Source organism: Candidatus Zixiibacteriota bacterium (assembly GCA_034439475.1).
Classification (GTDB): domain Bacteria; phylum Zixibacteria; class MSB-5A5; order GN15; family FEB-12; genus JAWXAN01.
On sequence record JAWXAN010000022.1, the window covers coordinates 1 to 24044 of the forward strand.

Sequence of the window (24044 nt, forward strand, 5' to 3'; positions counted from 1 at the left end):
CCGCCATTTCCGCCTTTGCCCCCGTCACCACCGAGGCCGCCATTGTAGAAATATGATGTTACTACCCCTCCCTTGCCGCCAGAACCGCCTTGTCCTCCAAGACCTCCACGACCGCCGCGACCACCGTCGCCAGATACAATCAGACAGTTTGAAAGACTCACTTTGCTTCGCGAACAGAACAATGAGATCGAAGCGCCGCCGCCCGTCCCCCCTCTGCCACCATGCCCGCCTTCTCCGCCAGCTCCGCCACCGCCACCGCTCCACCCATCATAGGAATAAGTAGTCGTCCATAACGATGACGATCCACCACCGCCTCCACCGCCGCAGGCATTAGCTCCATTTGTTCCTGATAGACCTGATGACGTTTTAATGAGGAGATACGGATCGAGTGGCTCAAGAATGGGCGAGTCAGTTGCCCCAGCTCCGGCTGTTCCTACTTCACCACCATTGCCAATCTGGCCGGGAAGTCCATTACCGAACGTCGATCCTTGGCCAGCAATACCGCCAGAGACTGAGCCATCGAAGCAAAATCCCTGATTCCCTTCTCTGCCCGACATTATTGAGGCGCTGTTCGCTGGGCCGCCCGACCCGCCTTCGCCTCCACCCACAGGAGAGAGGCCCGCTGCTTGTTTATTGGCATTGGCACCTGTGGCTCCGGGCATGCCAGCGTCGCCACTTCTACCGACCTGGCCATTACCAGCAGATACCTGGCATGATAAAAGGCTGACATCCGGGGCATCTTGAATATAGATTCCGTACGAGGAGTAGCTTGAATCAATAGCGCTTTCGCCAATTATGGTCATGTTTTCCACAATAACTGGCCGTGAGATATTTCGAATGACCATCGCAATATATAAATTGTCTATTCGTCTACCTTTGAGGGTTGTTTTCTGTGTCGGAGAACTGGTCCAGCCGGCATTCGGGTCAAGTCCGCCGGTTATATGAACGCCGCTTCGGACACGAACCGACTCATTGAGTTCGCCAACAGCGACATTTATCTGACGAACTGATGGATTTTGGTATGCCTTTTCAAGCGCGAGATGGAGCGATCCCATCGGCTGGTCACTTGTACCGATTCCTGTCCCGCCCGGTCTGACATAAATTGCGCCTCCGGGAAAGCTGCCGCTTTTTGAAGGTTCTGTGGCTTTTTGCTCAAAGCATGAGTTTACGGTAAAAGCGACGAGGATGAGAACTACGAGGTGTCGAATGGCATGCCGGTACATTGCGTAATATGACTAAAACGGCCTGTTCCGGCAAGAGAAAAGCGAATCCACTTGCGAGAATCCGCTTTTCCTATTCAAGATTGGTTGATCTATTTAGCCGAAGCTCAGAGAATAGAGAGATATTTCTCCCGCTCGTAATCAGAGACATGGATTCGGAAGTTATCCCATTCTATTCGCTTGTTGGCGATGAGTTTGTTGAAAACATGTTCGCCCAGCGTTTCACGGGCGAGTTTTGAGTTTTCGAGTAGACCGATTGCCTCGATAAGCGAGCCGGGCAGGCTGTCGATTTTAGCGGCGGCCTTTTCTTCATCGTTCATCTTGAAAATATTCTGTTCTATCGGTTTGGCCAATTCGTACTTCCCATCGATTCCTTTAAGACCTGCCGCCAACATAAGAGCGAACGTCAAATAAGGGTTTGCCGATGGATCCGGCGAGCGGAGCTCGATACGGGTGGCCTTTTCCTTGCCTACTCGGTACATCGGGATACGAACGAGACTTGAGCGGTTGCGGCGTCCCCAACTGATATAGACCGGGGCTTCGTATCCGGGAACCAGACGTTTGTAGGAGTTCACCCATTGGTTGAGAACGAGCGTGATTTCTTTGACATGGGCGAGGATTCCGGCTGTGAACTGACGAGCTGTGGTTGAAAGGTTATACTCACTTTTCGGGTCAAAGAAAAGATTTTTGTCGCCATTGAAGAGCGACATGTGGCAGTGCATACCTGAACCATTTTCGCCAAAGATTGGTTTGGGCATAAAGGTGGCATGCATATTATTTTGAGAGGCGACTTCTTTGACAATAAAACGATAGACCTGCACAAAATCGGCCATCACCATGCTCTCTTGGTATTTCAAATCAATCTCATGCTGGCTGGGCGCTACTTCGTGGTGGGCGCACTCAACCGGAATATCCATCATCTCAAGCGCGTTAACTGTCTTTTGGACGAGGAGAGTACCCATGTCAACTGACTGGTAATCGAAATATCCAGCGCTGTCGAGAATCTTAGGTTCTTTGTCATTTTCGAAATAGAAAAACTCAAGTTCCGGACCGACATAAAATGTCCATCCTTTTTCTTCGAGCTTTTTCAATTGGCGTTTGAGAATGTGTCTCGGGTCCCCCTCATACGGAGTCCCGTCAGGGTTTTGGATATCGCAGAACATCATGGCGACTTTCATCCCGGCAACTTCCCAAGGGATAATGCGGAAAGTTTTCGGATCGGGGATAGCCATCAGATCAGACTCATCGATTCGGGCGAAGCCTTCAACCGATGATCCATCAAAACCCTGCCCCTGCTCCAGCACCGCTTCAATCTCTGACCGGGTGATAGACATCCCTTTGATTCGCCCGAGAATATCGGTGAAACAGAGCCGGACGTTGTGGACACCGGCTTCGTCTATCAGCCTTAAAACATCTTCCTTAGTTTTTGTCACTCTACCTCTCTCCTGCGCCCAGACCCCGGGCAAATTCTATATGTTTGGCCTCAGTAAAAAGCCCTAATAAAGGGACGATAATTGCTAATGCAACAGAAAAATGGTTTCGTCGGCACTCATCTTAAGTGTTTCAATGTCACCTAAATCGCCAAACACGCATACTATTGTATCACAATGCATTAAATTGACATCTTGAAGTATCACTCAAGAGTAATTGTTATCGACTTTCTGCTCGGTATCAACTGCCGACAGTTCACTTTGGCCATTCCAAAAATGCGTCTGGCGGCGATGAACATATCCTTATCAGCATACTTGTCTGACAGATAGACCACTTCTTTTATACCAACTTGTACAATCAGTTTCGCGCATTCGTTGCATGGAAAGAGCGAAACATAGAGCGACGCGCCGTCGAGCTCGGGTTTATTGGAGGCATTGGTTATTGCATTCATTTCGGCATGGCAGACGTAGGGGTATTTCGTATCAAGATACGCCCCTTCTCGAGCCCAAGGAAGTTCGTCATCGCTCAGTCCACTGGGAAAGCCATTGTAGCCGATGCCTATAATGCGTTTGGTTTTATTGACAACACATGCTCCGACCTGAGTGCTCGGGTCTTTCGAACGATGCGCAGAGAGCTGAGCGACCGCCATAAAATATTCTTCCCAGCTGATATAATCTGTTCGTTTAGTAGTCATCGGAAAAGGCTATTCTACTCGCTTATGGACGGTCAAGAAACTTCTGGAACGATGTCAACAGGTCTATCGGAACCGGGAAAATGATGGTCGAGTTTTTTTCCGCAGAAATCTCGGTGAGCGTCTGAAGAAATCTTAACTGCATCGCGTTTGGGGCCGTAGCGAGTACTTTTGCGGCATCAGCTAATTTTTGGGAGGCCTGAAACTCTCCATCGGCATGGATGACTTTTGCCCGGCGCTCGCGCTCGGCTTCGGCTTGTTTGGCCATCGCGCGCTGCATTTCGATAGGCAAATCGACATTCTTGACTTCGACGACGCTGACTTTGACACCCCATGGTTCGGTCTGTCCATCGATAATATCCTGGAGCTGAGCATTTATTTTGTCGCGATTGGTCAATAAGTCATCGAGCTCTACTTGTCCCAATACAGAGCGGAGCGTGGTCTGGGCAATCTGTGAGGTCGCTTCAAAAAAGTTGGCGACAGAGACAACAGCGCGATTGGGATCGACGACCTGGAAGTAGAGTACAGCGTTTACTTTGACCGAGACGTTGTCTTTGGTGATGACATCCTGCGGGGGAATGTCGTATGTGATAACGCGAAGGTCTATTCGTCGCATACGGTCAATAATCGGAATAAGAACGATGAGCCCCGGGCCTTTGGCGCCGATGAGTCGTCCCAGACGGAAAATGACTCCACGCTCGTACTCATTCAGGACCTTTATCAGGTTGAATAAAAAGATGAATCCAAAAATTACTACGATTGCAAGGACAAAAGGAAACTGCATTTACATCCTCCTCATTCTCTATTTTTCAGGAAACTTTTCTAACGGTTAGTGTCAGGTTATTCATGGCGGTCACTTCGACTCTATCCCCCGATTCAAGAGGAGCATCGCTCAGATACTTCCAGAGCGCTCCCTCGACATAAATAAAACCTCCTTTTCTTACCTGGCCTTGTCTGCCAATCATTCCCTCCACGCCGGTGAAGGGCTGTCTTTGCTGGGCTTTCATTGCCAACCAGAGGACAGCCGCGGCTGTCGCACCGATGAGAATTGCTGTGGTGATGAGAACCGTCAGTGATACTCGCAACACCGGATCCACAGTATCAATAAGCATGAGTCCTCCGAGGAACAAGGCTATTATTCCGCCGATTGTAAGCAGGCCATGAGAAATTATCTTTATTTCCAAGATGAACATAACAATGGCAAGGAGTATCAGCGCCACACCGGCCCAGTTAATAGGAAGTGTCTGAAAGGCATAAAACGAGAGAATAAGTGAAATCGCGCCCACTATACCCGGGAGAATGGCCCCAGGATTGTATAACTCAATTACAATTCCAAGACCACCCAACGAAAAAAGAATGAAGGCAACATCGGGATGGGTAATAAACTGCAGAAGTTTTTGGACAAATGTGAGTGGAATCTCTTCGATTTTTGGATTGATAATCTTGACGGTGGTTTTCCCAAGCCCCGTCTCGGTCTCGCGACCATTGATCTGCTCCAGAAGATCGTCAATGTCGGAAGCAACAAAATCTATGACATCGAGCGCAAGAGCTTCAGTATTTGTAATTGATACCGATTGCCGAACCGCCTTCTCGGCCCAGTCGCCATTTCGCCCGCGTCGCTCAGCGGCGGCCTTTATCTGGGCGACAGCATCGTTCGTTATTTTTTCATTCATTATGGAGTCCGGCTGTTGCCCCCCGCCGCCAACCGGATGAGCCGCTCCGATATTGGTCGAGGGAGCCATTGCGGCAAAATGCGCGGCGTAGGTCATATATACTCCAGCCGAACCGGCCCGTGCGCCGGAGGGAGCGATGTAGACGCAAACTGGGACTTCGCTGGCAAAAAATCGTTTGCTGATTGACCATGTGGGCGCGCTGAATCCACCGGGTGTGTCCAAGATAATTATCAAGAGGTCCGCCTTCGCTCCTTCGGCTTCGGCAATTGCTGACCCAATACGATCATCGGTGACAACACCGATTGGCCCCTCGATGAAGAGGGTGTAGACAAGACTACCGGATTCACGGTCAGGACTGACAGCCGACAAACTATCAGATACAGTGCTTTCCGCGACAATTTTTTCGGTCGTATCAGTGATTGTTGTGGTGTCAGCGCGAAGGAGTGAACCGGCTACAAGTGAAAGGAGTCCGCCCATAAAACAGACACAGATAAAAATCGGTACTATTTTTCGTCGCATAGAAAAAATCCCATTCACACGGAATAATATCAGTGCCAGTTCGGCCAATGTCAACGGCAATCGCATTGAATATGCGTCGGTGCGGATTCTGACAATTCCGTCTAAAGCTTGAGCGAAGAATGAAGGTACTTGATTTCACCATCTATGATGGTCGCGAGGATCTCGGTATTTTCAACTCTCGCAGGAGTAACCGCGGTGATATCGTGCTCAAGGATAGTCAAATCGGCTGGATAGCCTGTCTGCAGATAGCCTCGGCAGTGCTCCTGACCGCAGGCATAGGCCGCACCAGCGGTGAAACCGTGGATGGCTTCGGTGACAGAAAGCCTTTCTTCGGGATAAAATCGTGTCCTTTTGTTTGGCAGTGACCGTCTGACAGCAGCGGCTATCCCTGCAAGCGGGTCAAGCGGCTCAATGGGGACATCGGAGCCGAACGCGAGATGAATGCCGCGCTTCCTTAATGTTTTGAAAAGATAGGTGTCCTTGCCTCGCTTTCCCCAAGAACGATGGATCATTTCGATATCTGAGGGACAGTGCGATGGCTGCATTGAGGCGATAACATGCAGCTTTTTGAAACGGGCGATGTCGCTTCTGCGAATCAGTTGCAAATGCTCTATACGATGTCTCGCCCCATTCATGAGTCGCGGGGCAGACTCGTAGACATCGAGCACATTTGAAACGGCCTTGTCTCCTATGGCATGGATTGCACATGGAAATCCGAGATGGGCGGCCTGTTTGGCGGCGAGGAGCATGTCCGATTTTGAAGCAGTTTCGATTCCGCAGTTGTTTTTCGAACCAATGAAGGGCTTGAAACAGAGAGCGGTTTGGCTGCCAAGAGTGCCATCGGCGAAAAGCTTTATTCCTGCAAAACGAAAGAACTCAGTGCCCGTCCCATAACGGGTTTTGCTCTTAATCAGGTCAGGCAACATCTGTACTCGGGGATAGTGATTGATCCGTAAGCCTAAAGTATTTTTTTCGGCCCGCTCCAGATAGAATGGCAGCGCGATAGGACTGTCGAAAGAATGCACGCCTGTGACGCCTTTACAGTATGCTATTCCAAGGGTTTTATCATACAGGCCATTCATTTCACTTTTGGATGGCAGCGGAATAAAACTGAACATATACTCGAAGGCTATGGCCTCGCGTAAAATGCCTGTTGGCATTTTATCGGGAAAACGCACGATCTCGCCGTCTTTAGGATCGGAGGTCGCTGAGGTTATACCTGCTATTTCCAGGGCTTTGCTGTTCACCCAGACTGAATGGTGGTCTTTGGCGAATACAAATGCCGGCCGCCCTGCGCTGACGCTGTCGAGCATATAGCGGTCCGGCTCTTGGCGAGTTTTGAAACCTTCGGGCGAGTAGCCTTCTCCGACTATCCATCCGCCACGCGGGACGGTTTTCGCAAACTGTTCGATTTTGCTCAGACAGGCGGTTATTGAGGTCAAGCCATGAAGCGAAACGCGTCCCAGAGACATGGCGAAATAATATAAATGCGCGTGAGCATCTACCAAACCGGGCACGACCATTTTTTTCTTAAGGTCGAGACGCCGAAAGTTTCTAAAGTCTGCTGAATTGCGAAGATTGTTCCCTACGACGACAATTTTCTCCTTGTCTATAACAATTGAATCCACGACCTGTCCATTTGATTGTGTGTGGACACAGCCGTTATAGAGAAGGATTTTCATCGTTGAACTTATTCCCTTTCATGCGGAAATCTCCCTCGCGGTGGGTCAACTGGATTCTGTCGGTCTCTTCAAGAATTGGAATTGCGTATTTGCGGGTAAATCCGAATCGGTCACGAAGGTCGGCCACAGCCAGCTTGGTTGAGGTATTCAGTTTGTCTTTGACAAATGAGACAACTTCCTGCCACACGGGGAAAAGGAACACAAACTCAGAGCCGCATTTGTATCCTTCACAGCTGTCAATAATATGCTTAATTGCCTGCTGATAGATCTTCCCTTTTGAGGCGAAAGTGCTAATGTCGGGAGGTGCGTATGGATGGGCATGCAGCTCTTTCATTACTGTCTCGTAAGCTTCTTTGATAATTCCTTTCAGGGTCACCGTCCTGCCGGCAATATCATATCCATCGATCACTTTAACCAGCGAACCCGAGCCGACAAGATAATCCATCAGAACAGACACATTAGAAGATGACAATGAAATATGCTTGGCGAGCGCTTCAGGAGCTATCCCTCTGAGATGGGGCTGGGCTTTAAAAATGTTTGCCATTTGTTCGATGAGTTTTTTGCCGATTTCAGCGACGGTCGGATAATAAAACAAATGCTCTCCGAATCGTCCTATCATTCCCCCGACCAGAAGGTTTTCAATATCCAACTTTATTGCATTAGATGAGATATTTGCATTCTCCAGAAAATTCGTCTCGGGCGTCATAATAGATTTTTCAAGCTCTGAGAGAATGAGAGATTGCGTAGTAAAGTCTGCTCTTGATTTCAGATACGAAAGGTTTTCAAGTTCCTTGCGCCTTGGAAATACGGAAAAATGATCGAGAACTTGTCCTCCGCCAAGTGTGATCATTGGGGTGGCCAGGCGAAGAATAAAGTGATCACCGACAAGTGTGTACATCGGCTCATCCGGTCGAAAAAAGATTATGCCGCTTTCGCCGGGTTTCAATGCTTCGGCGTCGAATATCCTGACCTCGCCTTTGGATTCACTTGTTCCGATGAGCAAAAGCGCGCGTCTACGGTCCTCAAGCTCCAGTAGCGCATCTACGGTCATCTCCATGTGAAGAGCAAGCACAGGGTTTTCTTTAAAGTAAGAGAGATCAGCCCGGTCGCTTACTCCCCCCCCGCGGGTAAGATTGACTTTGTCGATGCCTCCAAGTGAGACGGCAACTCTTGTTCCCGGAGTTACACGGTCTGCATCATAACCCATCGATTGAAGCGAACGAATTTTGCCCGATTCTCCCGACGGCCAAACCGTCACCATCTGACCTTGGGTCAATGTACCTCCACGCAGTGTGCCGGTAACCACCCCGCCAATTCCTGTTTGTATAAAGGACCTGTCTATTGCAAGACGGGCTTTACCAATGTCGTCTTTCTGTTTGATCATCGCTGGAAGATTATTTAGAAATTTAATAAGTGGATCGAATCCCTCTCCGGTCGCCGCTGAGACGCGAAAGATTGGGACATTCGCAAGAGGTGAGCCAGCTGTCTTTTCACGTACTTCCTTCTCGAGCAAGTCAATCCACTCATTTTGAGCGAGGTCGATTTTGTTGATGATGATGATGCCCTGCTCAATTCCGAGCAGTCGAATTATCTGAAAATGTTCCTGGCTCTGGGGCATCCAGCCGTCGTCAGCGGCTATAACAAGCATGACGACATCTATTCCCCCTGCGCCTGCAATCATGTTTTTTACAAAGCGTTCATGCCCGGGGACATCGACGAAGGCTATATCATCGCCATGCGAAGTGCTATAGAAGGCAAAGCCCAGATCTATGGTCATCCCACGGGCTTTCTCCTCGGGCAGTCTGTCAGGATCAGTACCGGTCAGCCGCTTGACGATAGATGACTTGCCATGGTCGATATGTCCGGCGGTGCCTATGATGATCATGGGCTAAATCATTCGTATCTGGGGAGGTCGCTTCGGTCGACAATGATGCGGAGAGCTGTCGTCAAATAGGCGTCCTGTGATGAATCGACGGCTTTAATATCTATAAGGAAAGTATTGTTCTCTACGCGTCCGATTATGGGCGGTGAAAAACGACGAAAACGCGCCGCCAGTCCTTGGGCATGATAATCCTCCGAAAAGCGAATCGCGACTGATGGTATGTCGGCTTCGGGAAGCGCTCCCCCCCCAACGTAGGCTTTTGTGCCGGTTACGGTAATCTCTTTGGGAAATCCGAGATTTGCTTCGATAGCTTTGGCCCGCTTATATAATTCAGATTCAGGAACTGAGAGAATCTGCCAGAGTTTTATGTCTTGCATGTATGTCCCGCTCAGGTACGACGACAGCAGTTTCTCAAGCACCGCAAAAACAATCTTGTCGACCCTCAATGCTCTAAAGAGCGGGTTCCTCTTAATCTTTGCAATAAGTTTGGCATTCCCGACAATCAAACCGGACTGAACGCCACCAAGCATTTTATCTCCCGAAAAACAGGTCAGATCTACCCCGGCCCTGACTGACTGTTGGACTGTGGGCTCCCGATATCCGAGTATTTTTTCGGTCTGAACAAAGACTCCGCTGCCTAAATCATTGCAGACCGGGATTTCATGGCTTCGTCCGAGTTCAACAAGGGCAGCCAGAGGAACTTCTTCGCTGAACCCGGCTTGGATGAAATTACTTTTATGAACTTTGAGTATCAGTCCGGTATTGTCGGTAATGGCCAAAGCATAATCTGCGAGATATGTAATGTTTGTTGTCCCCACCTCGACCAATTTGGCTCCGGCGCGTTTCAATATGTCTGGAATGCGGAATCCCCCTCCGATTTGGACCAGTTCGCCGCGAGAGATGATAACATCTTTTTTATTCGCCAGCGTGTTGAGAATTATGAAAAGCGCAGCGGCGCAATTATTGACTACTGTTCCGGATTCGGCATCAGAGAGCAAAGCAAGGTAGCTCTCACACATTTCTCCCCGGCTCCCCCGCGCGCCTTTTTCAATATCGAACTCCACGTTACTGTATCCTATGATGGTCGTTTTGATGGCCTCGAATACGGATTCCGAAAGCGGGGAACGTCCAAGATTTGTATGGACAACTATCCCAGTGGCGTTTATGACCGGCTGGATTCTATACCTATTCAAGGCTTCGATATCATCAGAGATGGCGATAAACAGCTCGTCTTCTTTGAGTGAAACTGGTTTTACGGAAAAATCGTATTTTACTCTCTCAACAGTCTGGCGGACGACGCATGCCACCATCTGTCGCGGTAATAGCGATGAAACCGCTTTCAGTCTGTCATCACTGAGCAGTTCATCGATGGAGGGGAAATCTCTGAGCTTTGTTATAAGTTTTTGGGCCATTGCGATGAATTGTAAAGTATGTGCGCAATTACTCGTCCGACATTCGCCAATGATTCTGCTGAGCATTTATCGGGCGTGTCATGTTCTGTGTGCCAGTAGATGTAATCGAAATCAATGAGAACAACAGATGGCACTCCTCCGGCATTTAGCGATAGATGGTCATCCTGTATCGGATATTTTACCGAATCGATAAAAGTAGTCACATTTAGCTGCGATGCTGTTTTCCAAATATAATCATTGAGTGTCGGTACAAATGTCTGAGAATAAAATTCGCGGTAAATCTGCTGGCTTTTGTCTCCAACCATATCTATGACGATTCCGAAATGATATTTATCCCGGATTCCAAGAGACGCAAAATGACGCGATCCCAACAAATACCAATCACCGTCTCCGGGTTTGCCCCAGTCCTCTCCATCGACACAGACCAAATCTACATTAGCGACAGGCGCGGACACGGCAAGCATATTGGCCAATTCCATTAATATGGCAACACCTGAGCCGGCATCGTTGGCTCCATCAATTGCAAGTTCACTCTTGGACGAGTCGAAAGCGTGTTCTGCGCGGGGACGGCAATCATAGTGCGCCATAAGCAGGATGGCTTTGGAATCCGATTTGTCGCCTCTAAAACTTGCAATAAGGTTTACAAGCGGAATCTGATTGTTTGAATAGGGATCGTCAAAAGTCATCGACTGGCTGTCCACAGCCAAGCCTTTGGAGACAAAGTGCCTCTTGAGGTAGTCTCTGCATTCCGCCGATGCAACACTTCCTGGAACCCGAGGGCCAAAGGCAACCTGCTGTTCTATGTAGGTTAGGGCCTGTGCGCCGTCAAAATCTGTAGTGCTAATCTTTGAGGCACAGCCCAGAAGAAGAATTGCGCTCAGTATTGGTACAAGATATTCGAGTGTCATAGCCCAATCTGCTTAGCAGAGAAGGGCTTGTCAAATCAAAAAGCGATTAGAACTTAATCTCAGTCCAAATCTGCAACTGGCGGACATGTGTGTTTCTACCAAGCTTATCGCTCGTATCTTGCCACATTGCAGATAAGCCGCCTTGTATTTGTTGACTAAACGTATAGGAAATTGTGGGGGCGATGGAAAAGTCCGACTTATCTGTTGTAAGTCTTCGAATTCCGACGACTGGTATTGTTTCGCTTTGGTCTCCGGAGAACCTGGCGGTGACTTCCAAAGCCATTTGAGACTTGAACTTCACTTTACCAAATAATGGGACGGAAATACCGCCTGGTGCGCTGAATGAATATTTCGCGGTAAAGGCCAGTCTTTTCTGCTTTCCAACGGAATTGCTTTGTCGTTTTCCATCGAATGTCCCAAACTGCTCGGTAAGCGTCTTGGTTAGCGCGTACGAACTCGACATCGATAAGGCTCTGAAGAGTTTGAAGTTGACCGAGAGAAGGGGGTTGAAGTTCTCCGTAGTCGTTCGGTTCGAGGTAAAGTTTCCATCTAACTCGACCGTTTCGCGGGTTTGGCGCGAATAGCCTGTCCGAGGAGCAAAGACTTCGATGAATTTGTTCACATATGGCTTAATAATCGGTAACGTGGTAAACTTTTGAATCGAAACCGAGACATCAGGCCACGAGGTTGAAATTTGTTCCTGTCGCGGACCAACCCTGAAAAGATCCCGCGTAATAGACTGTCTGAACCGGACATCAATAAGTAGGCCCCCAAGCAGTCTGAAACCTGAGCCGAGATCATAGCTAACTCCCTCACTTGAAAAGGGAGAGCGCGGATCATCGCTGCTGCGAAGCCCATCGGGGTCATCTTTGAAGCCAAATTGGTAGCCGTACGATGACCGTGTAAGCATTCCAGGCGTGCTGTTATTGTAAGTTTTAGCGTATTTGTACGTTATCGGTTTTATCCATCCCGTCAGGAGTCGAAGAATAGTCAGCGGCGGATCATAGATCGGTCTGCCGTCCACCTTCGGTTCTTCTTTCTTCGCCTGAATCCGGTTTGAATCGGCGAGAGTGGAGTCTATAACGGTAGAATCAGTGATGATGGTGTCACTTGGATTCGGTGTATTTTGAGCAACGCGCGAAGCTGACGGCCGATTGGTTGACTTCCAGGGCTTGCCGAGAAGTAGCATATGATTAAAGGTGCCATTCACGCTCCAGTTTCGAGCAAGATTGGCGGCTCGGGTTTCAGAGGTACGGTCGTATACATCACCGTACGTGGACCCATAGGACAGGGCGGTTGTAAGAAATTTCAATAGCTTTGGATCATAGCTCGCGGAGAATGTCTGACCGTAGTTTGTTTCAAGCCCCAGCTTGAAATTACCCGGCTTGAGGGAAACGCCTTCAATATCGGCCAAGTCACGGACAGTGTTCATTGAATAAGAGGTCGAGAGGTTTTGAAATATCTCATAGCTGAGACTTGTCCGGCCATTGAAACTTCTTGAAAGCGATGTTTTCGGCTTGCCGTTTCTATCCTCGCTTATTTGTATCGAGCGATCAAACCGGCCCGACCAATCCCAGCTCTGGGGATAGATACCAAGTTTCGTGCCGTCCAGTCGTTTGAGCAGGGGAATATCTTTGGCCCATCCAAATATTGACAATCGAGGAAGATTCTTTAGACCCATATCGTACGAGGCATTTACATTGTAATTCTCAGAAAAATTGCGGGGGTTATTCACCGAGGTGAGCATTGAACGAGCATACGAGTATGAGACTTTCTGACGATTCAAAAGAACATTAAACAGCGGACTTTTGCCTTTTCGCTGGAATGATTCTGAAATTGAGATGCTGCGCCGATTGCTAAATGTCTGCTCGGCGAGCCGCACGTCTTCAGGAAGGACAATGTCCGAGTTTGTCCGTAAGAGAGGGACAAGTCTGGTCTGGCTAAAGCTATAACTTATAGGTAAGCGCGCTGTCCACGATTTCGGTAAAAACTTGTCTGCGTTAAATGTGACTCCATAGTTATAGGCTGAATTAGTGCTTCCACTGCCAAGATTATCGCTGGCTCCAGCCCTGTTGGCAGTTGAAAGACCGCGGAAGTAAGGGTCTTTTTGTTCGAGACCAAAATTATAGTTAAACAGGTCAGCGGCTGTGCCATTTACGCTAAAGCGATAGGCCGTGCCGATATCTTTTCTGACATCGGTAACGCGAAGTTCATCGAGCCAGACTTCGCCAGTAATCGGCTGACTGCTTTCATTGACAACACCGGCCGCAAAGTAGGAAATGTCATTAATACTGGGGCGACCATTAATTCGATAATTACCGGAAGTGACATTGAGAAAGGCATTTACACTATCCTTTGCCCTGAGCGCCGAATCTTTTATTCCGGTTATGGCATTAAAGTCAATGTCGACAAAGTTCCGCTCGTCCCAGCCCGGATGCACAAATGTGGAATATTCATAAAAGTTAACTGAGTCGCGGCCAGCCCTCAAAAAGAATCGAACAGAATCGCTGACACTGGTAATGGGGCCATGGACATACATCTGCAGGTGTCTATACCCGGAATACCTTTCGATTGAAACCAAGTTCTTTTTTGCGATACCGGTATCATTTGGCTGAAGATTCTCATAGCTGAGCGAGAGAGCGCGTTGTGCCTCGGTTACGTTATTGGTCCTGTCAAAATAGGCCTCGACTCCGGGCGGAGGTGTGAAGTTTACATTTTCTTCGTCGCTGACCGATGCTACAACAAATTTCGATTGCTGCTGCTCAGGGAGATTCAAGTTTGCTGAGTCGACGTGAACAGAATCCTGCCAGTTTGATTGGACAAAATACCAGTTGGCAACTTCAACTGTATCATTTTCTACTCTGAATTCTTCGGTGTTAAACCAGACTCTCACATATCGAATGAAATCCCAATCGGGTTTGCCGATCGAATCGGTTAAGGCGCGGCTGTCCCTTATTGGCAGACGATAGGTGCGCCAGTTGGTTCCGTCCGGCAAGATCTTCTCGGAACCGGGCACCAAAAAGGAGTCGCTTGCAAGGTCTATCGTGAAGGAATAATAATCGTTGAGGGTCTGGAACTGGTCTGCAAATGTTTCTTTATCAGGGGTAGTTTGGATACCATCGGCCACTCTATTTCCCTCAGTGCCATTGAGCCATTCATAAAATCGAGGATCTTCCACATTAAAGCGAACATTCGTGCACTGCCCTGGAGGAAGCGGGCAGACACCTTCCTTACCGTTAAACCAATTATCACCATTTGGGTCCGGATTTGTCACCAGATTATAACCGGGCTCCTGTCCATCCGAAAGTCCGTCAATCCCAATATCTTCCTCTTCGGTAATTGCTTTATTCCGATCCTTATCTTCAGTGTCAGGAGCATTATTGCCATTGACATCTTCGGTGATTTGCCCGAAATCCAGATGAATCTTTCCGGTTCGTCCTTTAACCCGCATTTCGAAGAGTTGCACTCGTGACTTATCGATTCTGTTTCCAATATGTCGGAGAATGCCTGCCCATGCCTTGGTATCGGAAGTATCTGCTCCAGACGTATCTGCGTTGACTTTAGCTGGTCTAAAAATCATCCTGAATGGCGTCAATGTCCCTTCGCCTTGTGGTCTTTCTCCTTCATAAACATCGCTGAAGGCAATGGCGTGCGTGTTATGCCACAACATTTTGCTTCTATTATATCCCAGGCCAACAAGTTGCTGCGGCAAGGCAGCAAGTGTCCAACTCTGATATGACATACCAATTGAAACCTGCTCTAGAGCTGACTCGAAATCATCAATATATGCCTCGCCTCCAACATTTGGGTTGGGGCGGGATTGCGCTACTTCAGCGCTGAACTGCATAGTAGACGGGGCTTCGGTGGTCAAAGCAGGGAGGGCATTAATGGCTTTTGTCAGAAAGCCGGGATAGATGCGAAAACCCATATCAAAATCCAGCACAAGTCCCTTTGACGTCTCCTGCCCGACACGGGGCTTACGGTCTTGGGCCTTATCTGATTTGTAGAGAACAGTTGTCCCGAAGGAGAGATCGCGGCTCCATTCATATTCGGCGCGGGCCCCGAACAACGTCTTCTTAGCGAGAGTCAGGAAGGGGGCATATTCAAACTCAACCTTCAGATCGGCATTGGGATCGTTGGCCACATCACTGATGAGCGTTAGTTGGCCGAAATCGTACTGAATGTTATAATCCTCACCCTTGGTAAGCAATTGCCCGTTGAGCATTACACGTTCCGAACCTTCAATAATGTTCGTGCGGTTTAACCGAATTATCGAGCTTCGTGTCTTGGATGAATACTGAATGTAATACTGTGAAGCATTGGCCGAAGCCTGAGAGCCCGGAACATCTGAGTAAATGATCGAGTTTCGCGCCGTCTTACTCAAAATATTTGTGGCCGTGCCATTTTCGTCTACAAACGTAGTATCAGAATTGAAGGGCGTTCGGCTTGGGAAAATAAGCAGACCCCAATCACTTCGGTATATCTCGCGGCGAGTATCTATTAAGCCGTCGGGCTGCTGAGCAGATCCATTGTACTGGTCAAGTCCCAGTATCTCAATAAAGTTCCCTTCAGGTGTCCCGGTCGTACTGAGCTGATATTCAAGCGCCGCAACTGTTCCTTCCTGACCCGCCTTGCCTTTGAAAATCTTTAAACTCAGGTCTTCGGCGCCGCCTGCTTTTGGAACGCTATATACGTTTCGCCACATTAACGGCCAAGTCTTACTTGTAGATCGAAAGTACTGTCCCGGCCGTGTACGAATATATTTAAGGATATAGTTTGATCCTGTAATATCTCCGACGGTTTGAATTGTTCCATCGGCGCGTTTAATAATCATGAATACACCCATCGCTTCGCGGCGAGAAGACGTAAACTGCAGGTAATGCAGGTTTTTTATCGTATCCTGTTCCAGAGTAAAGTTGTCACGAGTCAACTCTTTGACCTCGAGAGAATCTTTCGCCGAGGACTCCTCGGGAAATAGAGTCCTGTCAAAGGTGTTTATGTAAAGTGTGGCTGGTATAGGGTTGGTTCCATTTTGAGCGCTTATGTCCTTCGGGAGAACTTCAAATACTTGGACACTGAGAACAAAATCGCCTTTTTTGAATCCTATACCGTCGATATTGGAGCTATCGGCGTATCCAAGGTCATACAGACGCCCTTCGGCATAGGACAAATCTCGAATCCATGTTGCATCTTCGAGACCACCAGCATTAATGGTGGCCCGCTCCGAAGAGCCTTTTTCCTGTGAGGCAATGGCGGTAAGCGTCAGGTTGCCAAGCTGAGCCTCGGTTTTGAGTCCAAAGAGTCCTTGAATCGTCGATGAATAGCCGACAAACTGGGTTCGCTTTAAGTCGAGGGTTGTGTTGCCCGCTTCAATGGTCTTCAGTATGTCGTCCTCGTCCCCCTTATATCTGAGCTGAATTCGATTTGCAAGCGGAATATCGGTTTGGTTATCCTGGGAAACTTTGACTGATATCTTGGTTCCAATCGTACCGGCGATCTCGAATCGGGATATTTGCTCCATATTAAGCGATGGAAATCTACTCGGCTGGACTAATCCTGCCGCCGCGCCATCGGTCCACTGAGACCTGCCTGAAAGCGTGATTCTCCGATAGCCGGAGACACGGAGATTTCCGCCGCCTTCGCCAAAAATCTTATCAAACCGCTTGGGTAAATCTATACCAACCGATAGCCCGCTTCGTTTTCTTCCACTTTGAGCTTCGGCGATTGACTTTGAGACGGAACTACTAAATCTCTGCCGCAGTAGTATAGAAGTCCGGTAAGCGTTAAACAGCTCAGCATCGACAGATACTGGTATCAGCTCACCCTTAGCCGCATACGGGGTTACAAAAGTGAGACTTTTGGCGGAATGACTGCTGGATTTGAGAAGCGGCTTAAATTGAAGCGGCTCAGAGAGGATTGAATAAGGCTTGGCCCCAAGGGCCACGGAGAAAAGCTCGCTTTGGGGTTTATAGCGAGAAACGACCGGAGGCGGGTCGTCAAAGGTGGCGCTGAACCGTCCATCAGCATACGCCGCCTTGGCTCCAAGAAGGAGCATGGCCGCGCATGAGGAGAAGGCTATGAACTTTCTTACAAACTGTAGGTGCACTGCCCAACTTTTGGTTAGATACGTCTTCAATTCGTTAGAAAATGTTCGATAGATCTCCTCTGATTAGAATTTGCCAATGGTTTGGACTTCTTCGTTTAGCATTATACCGAATTTCTCGAATACACGCTTCTTCATTATATCGGCCAAGGACCGAATATCTCGCGAGGTCGCCGTGCCAGTGTTGACGATAATATTGGCATGTTTCTCAAAAACCTTCGCTCCACCAACCGAAAGACCCTTGGCGCCGACTTCTTCAAGTAACCTACCAGCAGGAAGCTTGCCGTATTGCTCACGCGGATCGGGAATATTTTTAAAAAAACAGCCTGCCGATTTTCCGGCATTGGGGTGTTTCGTTTCGCGAAGCTTAAGGATATCGTCTACCTTTTGTTGTATCTCACTACTATTCCCCGGCTGCAGAGCCAGCTTCACACTGACAACAACTTCGTGGCTGACTTTGAGGAAGGAATCCCGATAGCTGAACCGGCAATAATCCGGAGCAACAACTTTGAGGCGTCCTTCAATATCGACCAAAGTAACCTCGGTCGTTATCTGGCCAATTTCTCCGCCGAAGGCTCCGGCGTTGCCATAAACGGCTCCACCAACAGAGCCCCAAATTCCGGCCGCAAACTCGGCTCCGGTCAAGTTCTGGTTTGTGGCGAAATCAACCAATGCCATAAGATCTTCTCCGGCTCCGCATTCAATCCCATTAGGTTCTATGCGAGTCAATCCACGGACGTCAACTTTGATTATAAGTCCATCGAACCCTTCATCTGAGATCAGCAGATTCGATCCGCCGCCGATTAGGAAAAAATTAAGCTTCAGCTTTTTTGCGGCAGAGATCGCCTTGGCTATTTCAACGGCGGATACGGCGGTGATAAAATATTTCGCGCGCCCGCCAGTTTTATAGCTGGTCAGCGGGGCCAGCTCTTTGTTCCATTCAAGAGAATGCCCAAATGCCGCTTGGACGGTCTGTAGAGTAAGGTCATTGCTCACCGAGAGTTGCTCTGTCATTGTCATCCTTTTAATATAGCTAAAATATGCCTAGAAATCAAGCCAAATCGACCTCTCAGCATGCTTGTAATAGGGGTTTCTCAGCCAACATACTTCGGGTAAACTATCCCTAGACCTAAGAGCAAGTACGCTACACATTTCGCTACTAATCATACTCTTGTAGTATCGGCTTAGACCACTATAAAACCCAGACAAATTACTCAGATTTCTTCTCTTCATTGAGTCTTTCACCCGATGTCACGGTTTTAGACCCATTGGGCGCAGGGGTATTCTTTTTTGATTCATCCACAAAGTTCAAGCGGAGTTCATAGAGAATATGAGTCAAAAGCTTTCGCTGATCGTCGTTTAGGTTTCCTCGACTAATGTGTTCAATCATTTCAAGCATGTCAATCGTCTGTCGTGCCATCTCAAGATTTCGATCAATCTTACCGCTGACAGCCGAAGCGGTCTTGCCCATCTGTTGCATTGCTGCGGCCTGCAGAGATAGTATCAATCCATAAAACTGCATATCCAGAGTGTTTGTTTCGTCGGCCATATTCCTCCTTATATTTTAACTGAAAAGATCACACCGTCGGCCCCACCACGGCGGGCAGGCGCGGCGGACGGAAGTCTAAGGTCTCTTAAATCTTCCCCTCTTCTCCTACCCTCCGCCCAAATTAACATCCCGTTTTACGGCCGACTCCATCAGATAATTAAACAGATTTTTGTAGTCTTTTTCAAGCGTCTCTTTTTCGACAAAAAGCCGTTGCGATAGTTCCTGCGAAGCCTCAAGTAAATCCCGGTCGCGGGCGTAATTGGCAAGCCGCAATTCCGGCAATCCTGACTGTTTCAAACCAAAAACTTCCCCGGGTCCGCGCATGTTCAAATCCGCTTCGGCGATTTCAAAACCGTCAGAGTGCGCCGCGAAATATTCCAACCGTTGACGCGATATTTCGCTCATCGGCTGATACGCAAGGGCAACTACGGTTCCGCCTGTTTCACCGCGGCCAACACGTCCGCGAAGTTGATGAAGCTGGGCAAGCCCGAAGCGCTCGGCATGTTCAATCACAATCATATTCGCGTTCGGATTATCCACGCCGACTTCGATGACTGTAGTGGCAATAAGAGCATCAAGTTTCCGCTCTCGAAAAAGCGCAAGAGTCTCGTCCCTTTTTTTTGATTTGATACGTCCATGAACAAGCCCTAGCCGGTATGATTTTAGTGCGCCAGCGGAAAGCTCAGTAAAGGCATCCTCGGCATTACGCGATTCATTTCCCTCCTCCCCCTTTTCAATCAAGGGATATATAATGTATGCCTGGCCCCCCTTTGAAATCTGGTCGGCGACAAATTGCATCACTTTTGGACGGGTATTTTCATTCCTCCAAACGGTTCGGATCGGTTTGCGGCCGGGCGGAAGGGCGTTAATTGTCGAGATGTCCAGATCGCCGTACATTGTTAAAGCGAGTGTACGCGGAATCGGGGTGGCAGTCATAATGAGCAGATCGGGATTGTCCCCCTTAGCGAACAATTGGCCGCGTTGTTCAACGCCAAAACGGTGCTGTTCGTCGATTATAACCAAACCGAGCTTTTGGAAGGCTACATAATCAGAAATTAGGGCATGGGTACCGAAAAGAATCTGCAGTTCGCCGCTTTCGCACCGGGCGGCTATTTTCTTCTTTTCCGAGGCCTTAAAACTCGATGTCAGCAATCCCAATGAAACGCCGATTCCTGCAAGCGGATCATGCCAATTCCTGAAATGCTGTTCGGCCAATATCTCAGTCGGCGCCATGAACGCCGTCTGAAGTTTATTCTCTGCAGCGTACAGCGCGGCGATAACCGCAACGGCAGTTTTGCCGCAACCGACATCGCCATGCAACAGCCGCGTCATTGGTTTTTTTAAACGCAAATCAGCTATAATTTCTTTGATGACTTTCTTTTGGGCATCCGTTAATTCATACGGAAGGGATTTCTTGAGGGCCGAGAGCTTGTCAGCAGGCGGGGCATACTGATGGTTTTTGACAAGAGTCGCCTTCTTCCCTTTGTTTCGATGGACATAGAACTGTAATGACAATAGCTCATCGAAGGCCAGACGCCTGCGGCATTCTTCGATTTGCTCCCGGCTTTCAGGATAGTGGATATGTCTGACGGCATCATCAAGCTTGAGCAATTGATAGCGATTTCGTTCTGATTCGGGCAGAGCATCGGGAATAGTTTCTTTGAGATTTTCGAAGATACTTGTTGTGAGCGTCCGAATCCCGCGGCTATTTAGTCCGAGCTTGCTCAACTCAGCCGTCTGGGGATAGACCGGGATGATTCGCCCGGAGTGAACAAGTTTATCAGTTTCGTCGTCCAACCGTTCGAGTTCGGGATGGATTATCTGCAAGCCTTGGAAGTATCCGACCTGACCGGTCGCGGCATAGACCTGCCCTTTCAGAAATAGCCGTTCGAAAAAGCGAATGCCTGCAAACCAGAGCAACATAAGCGCGCCGCTGTTGTCTTCGAGCATGACTTCGTATCGTTTACGTTTGCCGAAAAGCATTCCATGAGCGCGAACAACCCCGATCACGGTAGCGGTCTCGTTTACCTGAACTTTTGCAATTGGAATGACATTTGTTCGATCGAGGTACGTTCGCGGGAAATAGTACAACAGGTCTGACACAGTTTGTATGCCCAATTTGCCTAAGGCCGCAGCTTTTTTTGGGCCGACACCTTTGACATACTGGAGCGGACTATTGAGTTTTAGATCGGACATACAAGTAGTCTGCTTTTTTTCGGTGTGACTGTCAATCATAATATATGGAGGAGGGGAATGCCCTGTCAGTTGTCTCGGCCTGACAGTCTTGAAGTGTCTTGGTCAGCGGCCTTGCAATGTGAGGTGCGGGACGTTATCATGTCGATGGAAGAGGATGTCGTCTGGTGGCGGTCCCGGCCTTCAAAGCCGTGTGGGGGGCAATAGCATTGTCCCCGGTGGGTTCGATTCCTACCCCTTCCGATTTATTAAGGTTGTGGCTACAGATCAATCAGTGTCGCGCAATTTCTCGTCGATTAGACCATAATGAATGTCGTAACGATCTATAGCAGTTCCGACCAAAGCAGAAGCCTTTAACAAATCTTCTAAGCTGTAGATATCGTAAGCTCTCCACCTTTCCTCCTGAGGTTGCCAAGTATCACGTGATAATTTCTTCCATTGTTCCTCAGGCAGGGGCTCAAATTTTTGAATCCGTCTAAACACGATTTGGGCTCCGGCTTTCCCTCTTATTATTTGAGAGTGCATAAATAAGCCACGCATGTCGTCGTTATGGTCATGGAGAAACTGGCAACGGAATATATAGATGCAGATTGTATTTGGTGGACTTGGGTGTATGCGCCCCCTAGTACATAACTTATGTTCCAAAAATATCGGCTCTAAAAAATCCCTCCAGTATTTGCCCATCTTAGCAACAGTTCGATTATGCTCTTGGTCTTCGATCTTTTTCCCTTTGAATTTAGGATGATTCGGCATTTGTTTTACTCCTGTTAATCCGTTCTTAACTTCTAAAGCATGTTGCGCATGAGAGCCTATCTACTCAGACTCCATATTGCCCCCCTAAATCGACCGGACTGGCATCACGAACGGGTCGTCCACCAGAATATTCTCTTTAATCGTATACGCCTCGGCGAATGTCACATTGACCGTGTGCCCTAGTGACCGCCCTCGCGAGTACAACATATCGAAAATCGAGACATCATTTTGAAATATCGGTTTGCCGCCAGTGTCTGCCCGCGTACTTCGGGCAAAGACGCTCGCAAGAATCGTCGGCATCGGCGTGTGGGTACTGAACTGCGATGAATAGGCCGCGACAGCTTGGCATTTCCGCTCAAACTGCTCCGAAATATCAACAAGAAACGAGTGCTCCTTTTCGCGATAATACGAGGCATAGATAATTTTTTTCGGCCGGTGCGGCTCACCTGCAATCAACTGACCGTTGACGGCGGCCTTTTTGAGACCAGCGAGGAAACAGGAATCGTAACCGAGCTCCGAGGCCGCTAAATGGTCGGGATGGCGCTGCATCCAGTGGGGTAAAATGACAAGCTCAGGCTGGGTCTCACGAATGACTTTCGAGACAACCCCGCGGTTCTCCTGTGAATTAAATAGTCCTGAGTCCGGCAGCGCGGCGTTTCCGCGATAGCTCAGATTCAGCACTTTAGCGGCGGCGGCGGCCTCCGATGCGCGAGTAGCCTCGTTGCCATGAGTGCCCATTTCACCCCGGGTTAAATCGAGTATGCCAGTCTTGTACCCTTTGTCTAAAAGTCTCAAGAGAAGTCCGCCGCAGGTGATTTCGACGTCATCAGGGTGGGCTGCGATTGCGAGGGCGTCGAGTTTGACCGGTTTGTCAATTTTTAAAGCGTCAGCCATGCAGAATTTCCTCGTAGTAATTCTCGTACTCTGAAATGAGCTTGTCCTCTTTGAACCGTTCAAGAGCGATTTTGGCCGCGGCATTTCTGAAAGCAAGATGGCGCGGTTTGTCTTTCAGCAGATCAATTCCAGCCCGCGCCATAGCGGTTGTGTCCCCCACCGGGCAGAGAAAACCGTTGACGTTATGCGATATAACTTCAGAGAGGCCCGTCCCTGTCGTTCCGATTACCGGCACACCGCAGGCGAGCGCCTCAAGCGCGGCCAGTCCGAATGATTCTTCTTCTGAAGGCATCAAAAAGAGATCAGCGCAAGGAAGCACGGCCTCGACCCGGCTTTGGTTGCCCAAAAATATCACCCGGTCGGACAATCCCTTTTTTGTTATCTGCCTTCGCGCCAAAGTCATCTCCGGCCCTTCGCCAACGAGCAGAAGCCGGGCCGGGAGTTCTAAATGTATCCTATCAAAAATGTCGATGACATCGATTGTCCGTTTGACCGGCCTAAAGTTTGAAACATGACAGATAAGAAACTCACCCGGTTTAACAAACTCATCTTTCTGGCATTGCGCTGAAAACGGTTTGAAACGGGCGCTGTCAACAAAGTTGTGAATTACTCTAACCTCTTTATTGAGTTTGAAGACCTGCATCGTTTCATCGGCAAGATATTTAGAGACAGCCGTGACTCCATCCGAGGCATTGATCGAAAAGCGGGTGATGTCATAAAACGAGGCATCGGCACCGACGAGAGTGATATCTGTGCCATGGAGAGTTGTGATAATTTTGGGAAGCGTCACGTTTGCGGCTTTGAGAATTTCTCTGGCGAGGTACGCGGAAGTCGCATGAGGAACGGCATAGTGAACATGGAGAATATCGAGACCAAAGTTACGTGTGACATCGGCCATCTTGGAGGCCAGAGTCAATGTATACGGAGGGTTCTGAAAAAGCGGATACGCTGTGGTCTCAACCCCGTGATAGAATAGATTGGCTTGGTATTTGTCCAAACGGAATGGGATTGCGTACGAAATAAAATGAACTTGGTGGCCGCGAACAGCCAGTTGTTGTCCAAGCTCGGTTGCGACAATCCCCGATCCGCCGGCGACAGGGTAACAGGTGATGCCGATTTTCATAGCCACAATCC

General features: G+C 48.8%; 16 protein-coding genes and 1 tRNA gene. 1 reads left to right on the forward strand and 16 read right to left on the reverse strand.

The window, feature by feature from the left end:
- The 13 genes from SGI97_02480 to recG all read right to left on the reverse strand — a co-directional run.
- The coding region (locus SGI97_02480; GenBank protein ID MDZ4722761.1) for a hypothetical protein at positions 1-1223 on the reverse strand (1223 nt) is incomplete at its 3' end.
- A gap of 104 nt (positions 1224-1327) precedes the next feature.
- Positions 1328-2653: a glutamine synthetase family protein gene (locus SGI97_02485; GenBank protein MDZ4722762.1), complete on the reverse strand. Its 1326-nt coding sequence runs from the start codon at positions 2651-2653 to the stop codon at positions 1328-1330.
- A gap of 200 nt (positions 2654-2853) precedes the next feature.
- On the reverse strand, positions 2854-3345 hold the full coding sequence (locus SGI97_02490) for a dCMP deaminase family protein (GenBank protein MDZ4722763.1): 492 nt from the start codon (positions 3343-3345) through the stop codon (positions 2854-2856).
- 22 nt (positions 3346-3367) lie between these two features.
- On the reverse strand, positions 3368-4126 hold the full coding sequence (locus SGI97_02495; protein MDZ4722764.1) for a slipin family protein: 759 nt from the start codon (positions 4124-4126) through the stop codon (positions 3368-3370).
- A 25-nt stretch (positions 4127-4151) separates the two neighbouring features.
- The gene (locus SGI97_02500) at positions 4152-5534 is read right to left on the reverse strand and encodes a nodulation protein NfeD (protein ID MDZ4722765.1); all 1383 of its coding nucleotides are present in this window, start codon (positions 5532-5534) and stop codon (positions 4152-4154) included.
- A gap of 101 nt (positions 5535-5635) precedes the next feature.
- Positions 5636-7216, reverse strand: a complete 1581-nt coding sequence (locus SGI97_02505) for an amidohydrolase (protein MDZ4722766.1) — start codon at positions 7214-7216, stop codon at positions 5636-5638.
- On the reverse strand, positions 7197-9101 hold the full coding sequence (gene selB / locus SGI97_02510; protein ID MDZ4722767.1) for a selenocysteine-specific translation elongation factor: 1905 nt from the start codon (positions 9099-9101) through the stop codon (positions 7197-7199). Before selB ends, SGI97_02505 begins: the two co-directional genes overlap by 20 nt.
- An 8-nt stretch (positions 9102-9109) precedes the next feature.
- A complete protein-coding gene (gene selA, locus SGI97_02515; protein MDZ4722768.1) occupies positions 9110-10510 on the reverse strand; it encodes an L-seryl-tRNA(Sec) selenium transferase in 1401 nt (466 codons plus the stop codon).
- Positions 10492-11418 (reverse strand): M28 family peptidase, encoded by a 927-nt coding sequence (locus SGI97_02520; protein MDZ4722769.1) that lies wholly within the window; start codon positions 11416-11418, stop codon positions 10492-10494. Before SGI97_02520 ends, selA begins: the two co-directional genes overlap by 19 nt.
- 46 nt (positions 11419-11464) lie before the next feature.
- Positions 11465-17524, reverse strand: coding sequence for a cell surface protein SprA (sprA, locus tag SGI97_02525; GenBank protein MDZ4722770.1), 6060 nt, complete (start codon positions 17522-17524; stop codon positions 11465-11467).
- 63 nt (positions 17525-17587) lie between these two features.
- Positions 17588-18535 (reverse strand): UDP-N-acetylmuramate dehydrogenase, encoded by a 948-nt coding sequence (murB, locus tag SGI97_02530; protein MDZ4722771.1) that lies wholly within the window; start codon positions 18533-18535, stop codon positions 17588-17590.
- A gap of 196 nt (positions 18536-18731) precedes the next feature.
- Complete coding sequence (locus SGI97_02535; GenBank protein MDZ4722772.1) at positions 18732-19070, reverse strand: DUF1844 domain-containing protein; 339 nt, start codon at positions 19068-19070, stop codon at positions 18732-18734.
- Positions 19071-19175: 105 nt separating this feature from the next.
- Positions 19176-21305 (reverse strand): ATP-dependent DNA helicase RecG, encoded by a 2130-nt coding sequence (gene recG, locus SGI97_02540; protein MDZ4722773.1) that lies wholly within the window; start codon positions 21303-21305, stop codon positions 19176-19178.
- 107 nt (positions 21306-21412) lie between these two features.
- Here recG and SGI97_02545 point away from each other — a divergent pair.
- Positions 21413-21507: transfer RNA gene (locus SGI97_02545), tRNA-Sec, on the forward strand.
- Positions 21508-21530: 23 nt separating this feature from the next.
- Here SGI97_02545 and SGI97_02550 read toward each other — a convergent pair.
- From SGI97_02550 to bshA, 3 genes are all read right to left on the reverse strand, one after another.
- A complete protein-coding gene (locus tag SGI97_02550) occupies positions 21531-22016 on the reverse strand; it encodes a hypothetical protein (GenBank protein MDZ4722774.1) in 486 nt (161 codons plus the stop codon).
- Between the two features lie 84 nt (positions 22017-22100).
- A complete protein-coding gene (bshB1, locus tag SGI97_02555) occupies positions 22101-22910 on the reverse strand; it encodes a bacillithiol biosynthesis deacetylase BshB1 (protein ID MDZ4722775.1) in 810 nt (269 codons plus the stop codon).
- Positions 22903-24033 (reverse strand): N-acetyl-alpha-D-glucosaminyl L-malate synthase BshA, encoded by a 1131-nt coding sequence (gene bshA / locus SGI97_02560; protein MDZ4722776.1) that lies wholly within the window; start codon positions 24031-24033, stop codon positions 22903-22905. The genes bshB1 and bshA overlap by 8 nt, the downstream gene beginning before the upstream one ends.
- Positions 24034-24044 lie beyond the last annotated feature (11 nt).